The organism is Pseudomonas sp. KCJK9058 (assembly GCF_046230975.1).
GTDB lineage: Bacteria > Pseudomonadota > Gammaproteobacteria > Pseudomonadales > Pseudomonadaceae > Aquipseudomonas > Aquipseudomonas alloputida.
The window spans coordinates 42,719-55,309 of the sequence record NZ_JBJJLR010000039.1 but is presented as its reverse complement, the minus strand read 5'-3'; the positions used below and the strand labels follow the sequence as shown (position 1 = coordinate 55,309).

11 protein-coding genes and 1 tRNA gene are annotated in these 12,591 nt (G+C 62.8%); 9 read left to right on the top strand and 3 right to left on the bottom strand.

What is annotated here, in order from left to right:
• The first annotated feature begins 268 nt into the window (after positions 1–268).
• From ACK59Z_RS19360 to ACK59Z_RS19320, 9 genes are all read left to right on the top strand, one after another.
• Positions 269–1,990 (top strand): tetratricopeptide repeat protein, encoded by a 1,722-nt coding sequence (locus ACK59Z_RS19360; RefSeq protein ID WP_003247399.1) that lies wholly within the window; start codon positions 269–271, stop codon positions 1,988–1,990.
• Positions 1,991–1,994: 4 nt separating this feature from the next.
• The gene (gene lolB / locus ACK59Z_RS19355) at positions 1,995–2,612 is read left to right on the top strand and encodes a lipoprotein insertase outer membrane protein LolB (RefSeq protein WP_019750446.1); all 618 of its coding nucleotides are present in this window, start codon (positions 1,995–1,997) and stop codon (positions 2,610–2,612) included.
• Between the two features lie 4 nt (positions 2,613–2,616).
• Positions 2,617–3,477, top strand: a complete 861-nt coding sequence (ispE, locus tag ACK59Z_RS19350; RefSeq protein ID WP_019750445.1) for a 4-(cytidine 5'-diphospho)-2-C-methyl-D-erythritol kinase — start codon at positions 2,617–2,619, stop codon at positions 3,475–3,477.
• Positions 3,478–3,497: 20 nt separating this feature from the next.
• Positions 3,498–3,572: transfer RNA gene (locus ACK59Z_RS19345), tRNA-Gln, on the top strand.
• Positions 3,573–3,620: 48 nt separating this feature from the next.
• Complete coding sequence (locus ACK59Z_RS19340; protein WP_003247410.1) at positions 3,621–4,562, top strand: ribose-phosphate pyrophosphokinase; 942 nt, start codon at positions 3,621–3,623, stop codon at positions 4,560–4,562.
• Between the two features lie 118 nt (positions 4,563–4,680).
• Positions 4,681–5,274, top strand: coding sequence for a 50S ribosomal protein L25/general stress protein Ctc (locus tag ACK59Z_RS19335; RefSeq protein WP_003247411.1), 594 nt, complete (start codon positions 4,681–4,683; stop codon positions 5,272–5,274).
• Between the two features lie 79 nt (positions 5,275–5,353).
• A complete protein-coding gene (pth, locus tag ACK59Z_RS19330) occupies positions 5,354–5,938 on the top strand; it encodes an aminoacyl-tRNA hydrolase (protein ID WP_003247413.1) in 585 nt (194 codons plus the stop codon).
• Positions 5,939–5,962: 24 nt separating this feature from the next.
• Positions 5,963–7,063, top strand: coding sequence for a redox-regulated ATPase YchF (gene ychF / locus ACK59Z_RS19325; protein WP_003247414.1), 1,101 nt, complete (start codon positions 5,963–5,965; stop codon positions 7,061–7,063).
• Positions 7,064–7,237: 174 nt separating this feature from the next.
• The gene (locus tag ACK59Z_RS19320) at positions 7,238–8,950 is read left to right on the top strand and encodes a SulP family inorganic anion transporter (protein ID WP_014862061.1); all 1,713 of its coding nucleotides are present in this window, start codon (positions 7,238–7,240) and stop codon (positions 8,948–8,950) included.
• Between the two features lie 19 nt (positions 8,951–8,969).
• On the opposite strand, the gene ACK59Z_RS19315 is transcribed toward ACK59Z_RS19320, so the two are convergent.
• The 3 genes from ACK59Z_RS19315 to ACK59Z_RS19305 are packed head-to-tail and all read right to left on the bottom strand — an operon-like array spanning position 8,970 to position 12,590.
• Positions 8,970–9,992, bottom strand: a complete 1,023-nt coding sequence (locus ACK59Z_RS19315; protein WP_409293570.1) for a DUF2955 domain-containing protein — start codon at positions 9,990–9,992, stop codon at positions 8,970–8,972.
• On the bottom strand, positions 9,982–11,079 hold the full coding sequence (locus ACK59Z_RS19310) for an HlyD family secretion protein (protein ID WP_003247419.1): 1,098 nt from the start codon (positions 11,077–11,079) through the stop codon (positions 9,982–9,984). Before ACK59Z_RS19310 ends, ACK59Z_RS19315 begins: the two co-directional genes overlap by 11 nt.
• Positions 11,076–12,590, bottom strand: coding sequence for an efflux transporter outer membrane subunit (locus tag ACK59Z_RS19305; protein ID WP_409293569.1), 1,515 nt, complete (start codon positions 12,588–12,590; stop codon positions 11,076–11,078). The genes ACK59Z_RS19310 and ACK59Z_RS19305 overlap by 4 nt, the downstream gene beginning before the upstream one ends.
• Between the last annotated feature and the right edge of the window lies 1 nt (position 12,591).

Genomic DNA, 12,591 nt, shown 5'->3' with positions numbered 1-12,591 from the left:
CGTCACCTCCCTCCGCAAGCCCTGCGCTCGGCCTCCTGAAGTCGCAATCTGCGTCGACTGAACTATCGCGCGCTTAGAAGCAGAAGCAGAAGCAGAAGCAGAACAACAGCACGAACGCTGGGCATCGTGGCCAGCCTGGGGCGAACCCTGCGCGCGCAGTGCGGTCTGCATAGGCTAAGCGTAGCTTCATACCTTCGCAGGTGGGTTTGCCTACGCGCTTGTGTCATCATGCTCCGACCGCCGGTGAGTCCTCCTAATAAGCCTTTCTATGAACAAACCATACGCATTGCTGCTTGCCTTCGCCCTGCTCCAGGGCTGCCAGAGCCTGGCCCCGCAAAAGGCCGAGCCTCCCGTCGCCGAAGCTGGCAAGGCAGAGGCGGAAAAGCCCGTGGTGTATGGTTCGTTCAAGCAGGACACACTCTATAGCCTGTTGGTGGCAGAGCTGGCCGGCCAGCGCAATCGTTTCGACATCGCCCTGGCCAACTACACCGATCAGGCGGCAAAAACCCAGGACCCAGCAGTTTCCGAGCGCGCCTACCGCATTGCCGAGTACCTCGGCGCCGACGAGCCGTCACTGGAGAATGCACTGGTCTGGGCGCGCAACGACCCGCAGAACCTCGACGCCCAGCGCGCCGCCGCCATCCAGCTGGCCCGCGCCGGCCGCTATGACGAGTCCATGGCCTACATGGAAAAGGTACTGCAGGGCCAGGGCGACACCCACTTCGACTTCCTCGCCCTGTCCGCAGCCGAAACCGACCAGAGCACCCGCGACGGCCTGCTGCAAAGTTTCGAACGCCTGCTGGTGAAATACCCCGACAACGGCCAGCTGATATTCGGCAAGGCCCTGCTGCTGAACCAGGACGGCAAGACCGAAGAAGCCCTGGAACTGCTTGAGTCGCACCCGGCACAAAACGGCGAAGTCGCCCCGATCCTGCTGCGCGCCCGTCTGCTGCAGGCCCTGGACCGTGGTCCAGAGGCCCTGCCACTGCTGCGCGGGGCGATTCGCGACAACCCGGACGACAAACGCCTGCGCCTCACCTACGCTCGCACCCTGGTCGAACAGGACCGTATCGCCGATGCCAAAGGCGAGTTCATCAGCCTGGTCCAGCAATACCCCGATGATGACGAATTGCGCTACTCGCTGGCGCTGGTGTGCCTGGAGAACAAAGACTGGGATGAAGCCGAAGGCTACTTGCAGGAGCTGATCGAGCGCGACAGCTACGTTGACGCCGCGCACCTGAACCTGGGCCGCATCCACGAGGAGCGCCACGACCCTGCTGGCGCTCTGGATGAATACGCCCTGGTCGGCCCAGGCCCAGACTACCTGCCGGCACAGCTGCGCCAGGCTGACATCCTGATCGCCAACGGTCGCGGCAGCGATGCCTCGCGCCTGCTCGCCGAAGCGCGCGAAGCCCAGCCAGACTACGCCATCCAGCTATTCCTGATCGAATCGGAAAGCTACAGCAACAACAACAAGGACGCCCAGGCCAATCAGGTGCTGCAGCAAGCCATCCAGCGCTACCCGGACGACCTCAACCTGCTTTACACCCGCGCCATGCTGGCCGAGAAGCGCAACGATTTGACGCAGATGGAAAAAGACCTGCGCGCCATCATCGCCCGCGAGCCAGAAAACGCCATGGCCCTGAACGCCCTGGGCTACACCCTGGCCGACCGCACCACCCGCTATGCCGAAGCCAAGGCACTGATCGACAAGGCCCACCAATTGACCCCCGATGACCCGGCAGTGCTCGACAGCCTGGGTTGGGTCAACTATCGCCTGGGCAACCTCGACGTCGCTGAAACCTACCTGCGCCAGGCCTTTGCCAACTTCCCCGACCACGAAGTGGCCGCCCACCTGGGCGAAGTACTGTGGGCCAACGGCAAGCGCCGCGAAGCTCGCCATGTATGGGCCAAGGGCTTCGAGGCCCAGGCCGACAGCCCTATCCTGCGCAAGACCCTTTTGCGCCTGACCGGATCCGAGACTCTTTAACGCCATGTTCCTGCGCCATTGCATCACCTTTATCATGATCGCCCTGCTGGCCGGCTGTGCCGGCTTCGGTAGCCGCGAGGCCCTGCAGGGCCACGGCGACCCGCAGCAGTGGCGCGCCCACAAAGCGCAGCTGAGCAGCCTCGATGGCTGGCAGATCAACGGCAAGGTCGGTATCCGTGCCCCGCGCGATTCCGGCAGCGGCACGCTGTTCTGGCTGCAACGTCAGGACTATTACGACATTCGCCTGGCCGGCCCGCTGGGCCGTGGCGCCGCACGCCTTACCGGCCGCCCGGGTGGCGTGGTGCTGGAAGTGGCCAACCAGGGCCGCTACGAAGCCACCAGCCCAGAAGCGCTGCTGGAAGAGCAACTGGGCTGGCAACTGCCGGTTTCGCACCTGGTCTGGTGGGTGCGCGGCCTGCCCGCCCCCGACAGCAAGAGCAAGCTGACCCTGGATGGCGACAGCCGCCTGGCCAGCCTCGACCAGGATGGCTGGCAGGTGCAGTACCTGAGCTACACCGAACAGAACGGCTACTGGTTGCCCGAGCGCCTGAAACTGCACGGCAAGGACCTGGACGTGACCCTGGTGGTCAAGGACTGGCAGCCGCGCCAGCTGGGGCATTGATCGCATGCAAAAGCTCACCCTGCCCGCCCCGGCCAAGCTCAACCTGTGGCTGCACATCATCGGCCGCCGCGCAGACGGTTACCACGAACTGGAAACGGTGTTTCAGTTTCTAGACCATGGCGACGAACTGAGTTTTGCCCTGCGTGACGATGGCGTGATCCGCTTGCACACCGAGATCGAGGCCGTCCCCCACGACAGCAACCTGATCGTACGGGCCGCGCGCATGTTGCAAGCACAATCGGGCACCACGCTTGGCGCCGACATCTGGCTGACCAAGGTACTGCCCATGGGCGGAGGTATCGGCGGTGGCAGCTCGGACGCCGCGACCACCCTGCTCGCCCTGGCCCACCTGTGGCAACTGGACTGGGACGAAGACCGCCTGGCCGCACTGGGGCTTAGCCTGGGCGCCGATGTGCCGGTGTTCGTACGCGGCCACGCAGCATTCGCGCAAGGCGTAGGCGAACAACTGACCCCGGTCGACCCGATCGAACCCTGGTATGTCGTGCTGGTGCCGCAAGTGTCTGTCAGCACAGTAGAAATTTTTTCACATCCACAGTTGACACGTGATTCTCTCCCCCTTAAGATGCGCCCCGTTCCCGAGGGAAACAGTCGAAATGACTGCCAACCGGTGGTAGAGCAGAATTACCCAGAAGTTCGCAATGCGTTGAATTCACTGGGAAAATTCACTGAGGCTCGACTAACCGGCACTGGAAGTTGTGTGTTTGGGGCCTTCCCAAGCAAAGCCGAAGCTGATAAAGTTCTGGCCCTTCTTTCAGCGACCCAAACAGGGTTTGTGGCGAAAGGAAGCAATATTTCGATGTTGCATCGCAAGCTGCAAAGTCTGGTCAAGAAGTCGAGCGCATGAGCGTTCGCAGCAACAGATACAGGGGCGTCGCCAAGCGGTAAGGCAGCAGGTTTTGATCCTGCCATGCGTTGGTTCGAATCCAGCCGCCCCTGCCATTTTCCTTATACTCATCCAGGTATACCCTCAGCCTTCAGGTACTGCGCGTGTCCAAGATGATGGTCTTTACGGGGAACGCTAACCCCGATCTGGCTCGGCGTGTCGTACGTCAGCTGCATATCCCTCTCGGTGACGTCTCTGTCGGTAAATTCTCCGACGGCGAGATCAGTACTGAGATCAATGAAAATGTTCGCGGTAAAGACGTTTTCATTATTCAGCCGACCTGCGCCCCGACCAACGATAACCTGATGGAACTGGTAGTGATGGCCGACGCCTTCCGCCGCTCCTCAGCATCCCGAATCACCGCCGTGATTCCCTACTTCGGATATGCCCGCCAGGACCGCCGTCCGCGTTCGGCACGTGTAGCCATCAGCGCCAAAGTTGTTGCTGACATGCTCACTGTCGTAGGTATCGACCGTGTACTCACCGTCGACCTGCACGCTGACCAGATCCAAGGCTTCTTCGATATCCCCGTCGACAACATCTACGGCTCGCCCGTACTGGTTGACGACATCGAAGACCAGCGTTTCGAGAACCTGATGATCGTCTCCCCGGACATCGGTGGTGTCGTGCGCGCACGCGCTGTCGCCAAGTCCCTGGGCGTCGATCTGGGTATCATCGACAAACGCCGCGAAAAGGCTAACCACTCCGAGGTTATGCACATCATCGGCGACGTCGAAGGGCGCACCTGCATCCTGGTAGACGACATGGTCGACACCGCCGGCACCCTGTGCCACGCGGCCAAAGCCCTGAAAGAGCACGGCGCTGCCAAGGTTTACGCCTATTGCACGCACCCTGTCCTGTCGGGCCGCGCCATCGAGAACATCGAGAAGTCGGTACTGGACGAGCTGGTGGTGACCAACACCGTTCCGCTGTCCGCCGCTGCTCAAGCCTGTGATCGTATCCGCCAGCTGGATATCGCACCGGTTGTCGCTGAAGCGGTACGCCGCATCAGCAACGAAGAATCGATCAGCGCGATGTTCCGCTAAGCGGGACACGTGTTGATGTGAAGCGCCCCGCCCCAACCTGTGTTGGGGCGGGGCTTTTTTGCCATCCCCGTTGGCGCTGGTCGCAAACGCCCTCGGGGGGCTATTTTGGAGAAACAAAATGACTGATTTTATTCTGAACGCCCAAGCGCGTACTGACCTGGGGAAAGGTGCGAGCCGCCGCCTGCGTCACTCGCTGAGCATCCCAGCCGTTGTCTACGGTGGTGATAAAGAAGCTCAATCCCTGACCATCCTGGCCAAGGAAATCACCAAGCTGTTCGAAAACGAAGCTGCCTTCAGCCACGTTATCGAACTGAACGTTGACGGTGTTAAGCAGAACGTCATCATCAAGGCCATGCAGCGCCACCCAGCCAAGCAGTTCATCATGCACGCTGACTTCGTTCGCGTCGTTGCTGGCCAGAAGCTGACCGCCAAGGTTCCGGTTCACTTCATCAACGAAGAAGCCCCGGTCAAGAAAGGCGGCGAGATCTCCCACGTTGAGTCCGAGATCGAAGTTTCCTGCGAAGCCAAAGACCTGCCTGAGTTCATCGAAGTTGACCTGGGCAACGCCGAAATCGGCACCATCATCCACCTGTCGGACCTGAAAGCTCCGAAAGGCGTAGAGTTCGTCGCTCTGGCCCACGGTGATGACAAAGCTGTTGCCAACGTTCACGCTCCACGCGTTGCTCCAGAAGCAGAAGGCGCTGCCGAGTAATCCACTCGCACGCCGGCGTTGATCGGGTTACAGTGCCGCGCGCACTGTAACCCACCAACTCCAAGGAAGAGCCCCTGACGTGACCGCCATCCAGTTGATCGTTGGCCTGGGTAACCCCGGCCCCGAATACGAACAGACCCGGCATAACGCAGGGGCTCTTTTCGTTGAACGCCTTGCCAGCGCCCAGCGTGTTTCGCTGACCGCTGACAAAAAGTATTTCGGCCTGACGGCTAAATTCAGCCATCAGGGCAACGACGTTCGTTTGTTGATCCCCACCACCTACATGAACCGCAGCGGCCAGTCCGTAGCGGCCTTGGCCAATTTCTTCCGCATCAAGCCGGAAGCGATACTGGTGGCACACGACGAACTCGATCTGCCCCCCGGCGTTGCCAAGCTCAAGCGCGGCGGCGGCCATGGTGGGCACAACGGCCTGCGCGACATCATCGCGCAGCTCGGTAACCAGAACGACTTCCACCGCCTGCGGCTTGGCATCGGCCACCCGGGTGACGCCAAACTGGTATCCAACTTCGTCCTGGGCCGCGCGCCGCGCGCCGAGCAGGAGAAGCTCGACGCCAGCATCGATTTTGCCCTCGGCGTGCTGCCGGACGTGCTTGCCGGCGATTTCGCCAAGGCGATGCGCGAGCTGCACAGCCAGAAGGCCTGATTTCCTTTAGAGAGGGGAATACCCATGGGTTTCAATTGCGGCATCGTCGGCCTGCCCAACGTCGGCAAGTCCACCCTGTTCAACGCCCTGACCAAGTCTGGCATCGCGGCGGAGAATTTCCCTTTCTGCACCATCGAGCCGAACAGCGGCATCGTGCCTATGCCCGACGCTCGCCTGGCTGCGCTGGCTGAAATCGTCAAGCCAAACCGCATCCTGCCGACCACCATGGAATTCGTCGACATCGCCGGCCTGGTTGCCGGTGCCTCGAAAGGCGAAGGCCTGGGCAACAAGTTCCTCGCCAACATCCGCGAGACCGACGCCATTGCCCACGTGGTGCGCTGCTTCGAAGACGAGAACGTGATCCACGTTTCCAACAGCGTCGACCCCAAGCGTGACATCGAGATCATCGACCTCGAACTGATCTTCGCCGACCTCGACAGCTGCGAAAAGCAACTGCAGAAGGTAGCCCGCAACGCCAAGGGCGGCGACAAGGATGCCTTGGCGCAAAAGGCCATTCTGGAAAAGCTGATCCCGCACTTTACCGAAGGCAAGCCTGCGCGCAGCCTGATGAAGCACATGGCTGACGACGAAAAGGCCGTCATCCGTGGCTTCCACTTGCTGACCAGCAAACCGGTGATGTACATCGCCAACGTGGCCGAAGACGGCTTCGACAACAACCCGCACCTGGACGTGGTCAAGGCCATTGCCGAGGAAGAAGGCGCGGTCGTGGTGCCGGTGTGCAACAAGATCGAAGCGGAAATCGCCGAGCTGGAAGACGGTGAAGAGAAGGACATGTTCCTCGAGGCCCTGGGCCTGGAAGAGCCTGGCCTGAACCGCGTGATCCGCGCCGGTTACGAGCTGCTGAACCTGCAGACCTACTTCACTGCCGGCGTGCAGGAAGTACGCGCCTGGACCGTTCGCGTCGGAGCCACTGCCCCGCAGGCAGCCGGCGTTATCCACACCGACTTCGAAAAAGGCTTCATCCGCGCTGAAGTGGTGGCCTATGACGACTTCATCCAGTTCAAGGGTGAAGCCGGTGCCAAGGAAGCCGGTAAGTGGCGTCTGGAAGGCAAGGATTACATCGTCAAAGACGGCGACGTGATGCACTTCCGCTTCAACGTCTAAGCGGTAACCTGCAGCACACACAAACCCCTTGAGGCTTGCGCTTCAAGGGGTTTTGTTTTGCCCGGACATGCGCCCTGTGCAGGGGCGGCCTTGTGTCGCAACGGGCCACAAAGCGGGCCCCGCCCCCAGCATCTAAGCTGAGGTTCAGCGCCCTTCTCGCCCAGAGCCGACACCATGCCCCACCCCACTCGTTTCGACTGGCAACGCTGGTTACCCGGCCTGGTCACCCTGCTCCACTACAAGGCAGCCTGGCTACCCAAGGACATCGCCGCCGGCCTGGTACTCACCACCATGCTGGTGCCTGTGGGCATCGCCTACGCCGAGGCTTCCGGCGTCCCCGGCATCTATGGCCTGTACGCCACCATCATCCCTCTGCTGGCCTATGCCCTGTTCGGTCCCAGCCGTATCCTGGTGCTGGGCCCGGACTCGGCGCTGGCCGCGCCTATCCTGGCGGTGGTGGTGCAATACGCGGCCAGCGACCCGCAGCGGGCGATCGCCATCGCCAGCATGATGGCCTTGGTCGCAGGGGCGTTCTGTGTGATTGCCGGGCTGCTGCGCCTGGGCTTTATCACCGAGTTGCTGTCCAAGCCCATCCGCTATGGGTACATGAACGGCATCGCCTTGACCGTATTGATCAGCCAGTTGCCCAAGCTGTTCGGCATCAAAGTCGACAGCGAAGGGCCCTTGCGTGACCTTTGGTCCTTGGGCCAGGCGCTATACGCCGGCCAAGGGCACTGGCCAAGCTTTGTCGTGGGTGCCGGTAGCCTGGCGCTGATTCTGCTGCTCAAACCGTTCAAGCGCCTGCCGGGCATCCTGATCGCCGTGGTACTGGCGACGCTGGCAGTGAGCGTGTTCAACCTCGATCAGATGGGCGTCAAGGTACTCGGGCAATTGCCCCAAGGCCTGCCCGGCTTCGTCTTCCCCTGGGTCAGCGACATTGACCTGGTCGAGGTGCTACTGGGCGGGATCGCAGTGGCGCTGGTGTCGTTCGCCGACACCAGTGTGCTGTCACGCTCCTATGCCGCGCGCCTCAAGATGCGGGTGAACCCCAACCAGGAAATGTTCGGCCTGGGCGTGGCCAACCTGGCCTCGGGGCTGTTCCAGGGCATCCCGATCAGCAGCAGTTCATCGCGCACCCCAGTGGCCGAAGCTGCCGGCTCGCAGACCCAGCTCACCGGCATCATCGGCGCCCTGGCGGTAACCCTGTTGCTGCTGGTAGCGCCCAATCTGATGCAGCACCTGCCCAACAGCGCTTTGGCTGCGGTGGTGATTGCCGCTGCACTGGGGCTGTTCGAGTTTGCCGACCTCAAGCGTATCTTCCGCATGCAGCAGTGGGAGTTCTGGCTGTCGTTCACCTGCTTTGTCGGCGTGGCAGTGTTCGGCGCCATTCCCGGTATCTGCATTGCCGTGGTGGTGTCGGTGATCGAGTTCCTGTGGGACGGCTGGCGGCCGCACCACGCGGTGCTTGGCCGGGCGGATGGGCTGCGCGGTTACCATGACATGCAGCGTTATCCACAGGCCCGGCGTATTCCAGGGCTGGTGCTGCTGCGCTGGGACGCGCCGTTGTTCTTTGCCAACGCCGAGCAGTTCCAGAACACAGTGATGGCGGCGGTAGACGCGTCGCCAACGCCGGTACAGCGGGTGGTAATTGCCGCTGAGCCTGTGACCAGTATCGATATCACTTCGGCGGACATGCTGGCCGAGCTGGACCGGGCATTGGAGGCGCGGGGGGTGGAGTTGCAGTTCGCCGAAATGAAGGACCCGGTGAAGGACAAGATGCGGCAGTTCGAGTTGTTCGAGCATATGGGGGAGAAGGCCTTTCATCCAACGGTGGGCGCAGCGGTGGATGCCTATCTGGAAGAGAGTGGGGTTGATTGGCAGCCCTGAATGGCCTGGGGGAGCGGGCTTAACTGCGAAGAAGCCCGCGCCGCCTCCGAAGCCGGTCAATCCAGATCAACATGGCGCTGGCATACACCGACACCGCCAGAAACAGCGCCATACGCACCGCAAATGCCTTGTACACATCCTGCCCACCTGCACTGTCCTGCACCGACTGCCCCAGCAAGATCAACAGGGTCGTCAGGCAACTGACCCAGTACGCCGGGCTCTGCCGGCTCGGCACCGCCTGGTACAGGCGCCGAGCCTGCCAGAGGGCGAACAGCAGTACCCACAAAAAGAACATCCACAGGTGAACGAACAGGCTCAGCGCTACCCACAGCGCTATCGCCAACACCCCGGCAAGCAAGGTTGAACCGATCAGCTCCCGGCTGGCGTGCCGCGCGCGGGTTTCACCGGCTTGTTGCCCCACGCTCACGGCCTTCATGATCAACGGCATGTACTGGTCAGGGGCGATCAATGCCAGCAGAAAAGCCGGCATCACGATCAACGTGGCACGCAGCGCCACCCAGCTGACATGCTCGCTGCCCAGCAGCGGCGGCACCGGCGGTGCTGGCGCATTGGCAGGTTCGGGGAACAACCTGTGCGCCACTGACGTGCCCAGCACTGCCAGCAGCATGCCTTTGGCCAGCGCTTCGACCACCGACAATGCCAGGGTGAAGTCACTGGTGCCGGCAGCGGCGATCATGGTCAGGCCGACCACCAGCAGGTTGGCCAGCAGGCCGTTGCCGCCCTTCAGTGCATAGCGCAAGGTCAGGAAAACACCCACCCCGACCAGTAACACCCCGGCCAACGGAGCATGGCGCAACAGCGGAATCAGCAGCAACCCGCTGCCGCAAGCGAGCAGCACCAGTAACGCCAGGGCCGGTGCCGCACGCAGCGGCAATGGCTGACTGCGCATGGCCAGTAACAGCACCGCAAACACCGGCGCCAGGATCGGCACCGGCAAGCCGATACCAAAACTCACCGCCAGGCACAACGCCACACCCCAGGCCAGGCGCAGCGCCCGCAAGCGGCGCCATTCAATAGGCATACGACAGCCAGCTCATCAGCCACATGAACAACCGGCCCAGCAGGTTCAGTGGGTTGCCTTCGCTGGGCAGGGCCATGACCTCGGCCTGACCACCGACCCGCAGCACGGTCTTGTCCTGAAGCTGGTCGCGCTCCAGCTGGACAATCACCGGAAAGCGCTGCGCCGAACGCAGCCACTCGCGGCTATTCTGCACGGTCGGCAGCGTACCCGGCGGCGTGCTCTGGCCCACGCTCACGCCATAGCCAATGCTGCGGATACGCCCTTTCAACACGGTGCCCGGTAGCGCATCGAGCACCACCAGCACCGGGGTTTCAGGGCGCAAACGACCGAGGTTGTTCTCGGTCATGTCGGCACTTATCCACACATCATGGATACTGATCAGGGTCATCATCGGGCTGCCCGCCCCGACATAGTGGCCAACGTCTGTGCGCAGGTCGGTGATCAACCCGTTCGCGTCGGCACGCACCACGGTACGGGCAAGGTCCAGGCGGGCCTTTTCCACATTGGCCGCAGCACTACGCAGCTGGGCGTTGTCTTCCTGTGCCCCGCCCTGCTGCTCACGGGCGCGCTCTACCTCTGCGCGGGCTGCCGCCACTTGGCTGATGGCCTGGTCGCGGGTGGCCTGGGCGCCTTCCAGGCGGCGCACCGACACCGTACCGGGGTCCTCGTCAATCAGCCGTTTGAGGCGCTCGGCGTCCTGCCGCGCCTTACGTTCGTTGGCCTGGGCGGCCACCAGCGCTGCCTGCGCCGAATCGATGCCGGCGGTACTGGCGCCGATCTGCCGGCGCACGGTATCGAGGTCGGCTTCGGCACGGGCCAAGGCAATGCGGTACTGCTCCTGATCGAGTTCGAACAGCACATCGCCCTGGCGCACCTCCTGGTTGTTGCCTACGGCCACACGCTTGATCTGCCCGGCCACTTCGGCGGCCACCGGGACCACGTAAGCCTGCAGGCGAGCTTGCTGGGTGTACGGCGTATAGCGGTCAGCCAGCAAGTACCAGAGCAGGCTGACGGCAATCAGCAGCAGCACCCAGCGCATGCCGCGATCCGGGGCTGACGGGGGCGGCGTGGGCGTGGCGTCGCTCATTCGATTTCACCTTGTGCATGCGCGGTGGGGGCTGGCTCGTCGAGCAATTCGCCCCAGTCGGTGCGTTGCTGCATTTGCTGGCGGGTCGCCGGGTCGATCGGCGCGCGGCTGGCGTCCCAACCACCACCCAGGGCCTTGTACAACGTCACCAGGCTGCTGACCGCGTTGCCACGGCTGACCAGGTAACCGTCCTGTTGCTGCAACAGCAGTTGCTGAGCATCGAGCACCCGTTGAAAATCAGCGAAGCCTTCGCGGTATTGCGAGCTGGCCAGATTCAGCGAGCGCTGCGCAGCCTGAGAGGCCTGGTCGCGAATGGTTGCACTCTGCAGCGAGCGCACCAGCCCGCTGGCAGCATCGTCGGCCTCACGGGCGGCTTCGCGCACGCCCTGGTGGTACAACTCGATCAGTTGCTGCAAGCGGGCATCTTCCACGCGTACGGTGTTCTTGCGCCGGCCATAGTCGAACGGGTTCCAGATCAGGCTTGGGCCAGCCGCCAGGTCGAAGGTGTCGGGCAGATGATTGGCCGATAAAAAGGTCCAGCCGATACTGCCAAGCAAGCTCAGCTGTGGATAAAGATCGGCCTCGGCCACCCCGACCAGCGCCGACTGCGCCGCCACTGCCTGCTCGGCGGCACGGATGTCCGGGCGGCGCTGCAGCAGGCTGGCCGGTACATCCTGCAACACTGCCCGGTCTGGCAAGGGCAGTTGGCCATGGCCGGCCGCCAGCTGCGGCAGCGGCCCAGGCGGGCGGCCGAGCAGCGAACACAGCACATTGCGCAGGGCATTGAGCTGGTTCTCGAACTCGGGAATGGTGGCCTGGGTCGCCAGGTATTGAGTACGCGCCTGCTGCCAGTCGAGTTCGTCATTTTCACCGTGGCGGAACAACCGCTCGGTGATCTCCAGGCTACGCGCCTGGCGCTTGGCGTTCTCTTGTGCAATAGCCAGCCGCGCTTCGGCAGTGCGCAGGGCAAAGTAGGTGTCGGCCACCTGCGCACGTAGCAGCAGCATGGCATCGGCGTAGTTGGCCTGGGAGGCGAAATAGACGGCATCGGCGCTTTCGATGGCGCGACTGAAGCGGCCCCAGAAGTCAATTTCCCAGCCGATGTCGAAGCCCACGCTGGATTGCCAGAACACCGAATCACGGGCGGAGGGCGTACCGGACTGGTGCTGCTTCAGGTACAGGCTCTGCGCACTCAGTTGCTGCAGCTGTGGATAACGCCCGGTTTGCACGATGGCCAACTGGGCACGGGCTTCAGCGATACGCAGGCCAGCCACGCGCAGGTTGGTGTTGTTGGCATCGGCCTCAGCTATCAGCGTATTCAGCGTCGGGTCGGCAAACACCGCCCACCACTGGCGCAGGTCGGGCGCCGCCGCGCTGCGCTCGGCCTGCTCCAGCATTGGCGTGCTCCAGCCGCCCAACCACGGCGTTTGGGGCTTTTCATAATCCGGGCCGACTTGGGTGCAACCGGCCAGCACGATCAGCAGCCCCAGGCCACAGCAGCGGTTGGGCATG

What these genes read in the sequence shown, in the direction of transcription:
- ACK59Z_RS19310 (WP_003247419.1), bottom strand. Translation starts at nt 11,079, where the DNA reads ATGAGCGACGCCACGCCCACGCCGCCCCCGTCAGCCCCGGATCGCGGC.
- ACK59Z_RS19315 (WP_409293570.1), bottom strand. Translation starts at nt 9,992, where the DNA reads ATGCCTATTGAATGGCGCCGCTTGCGGGCGCTGCGCCTGGCCTGGGGT.
- ACK59Z_RS19335 (WP_003247411.1), top strand. Translation starts at nt 4,681, where the DNA reads ATGACTGATTTTATTCTGAACGCCCAAGCGCGTACTGACCTGGGGAAA.
- ychF (WP_003247414.1), top strand. Translation starts at nt 5,963, where the DNA reads ATGGGTTTCAATTGCGGCATCGTCGGCCTGCCCAACGTCGGCAAGTCC.
- lolB (WP_019750446.1), top strand. Translation starts at nt 1,995, where the DNA reads ATGTTCCTGCGCCATTGCATCACCTTTATCATGATCGCCCTGCTGGCC.
- ispE (WP_019750445.1), top strand. Translation starts at nt 2,617, where the DNA reads ATGCAAAAGCTCACCCTGCCCGCCCCGGCCAAGCTCAACCTGTGGCTG.
- ACK59Z_RS19360 (WP_003247399.1), top strand. Translation starts at nt 269, where the DNA reads ATGAACAAACCATACGCATTGCTGCTTGCCTTCGCCCTGCTCCAGGGC.
- ACK59Z_RS19305 (WP_409293569.1), bottom strand. Translation starts at nt 12,590, where the DNA reads ATGCCCAACCGCTGCTGTGGCCTGGGGCTGCTGATCGTGCTGGCCGGT.
- ACK59Z_RS19320 (WP_014862061.1), top strand. Translation starts at nt 7,238, where the DNA reads ATGCCCCACCCCACTCGTTTCGACTGGCAACGCTGGTTACCCGGCCTG.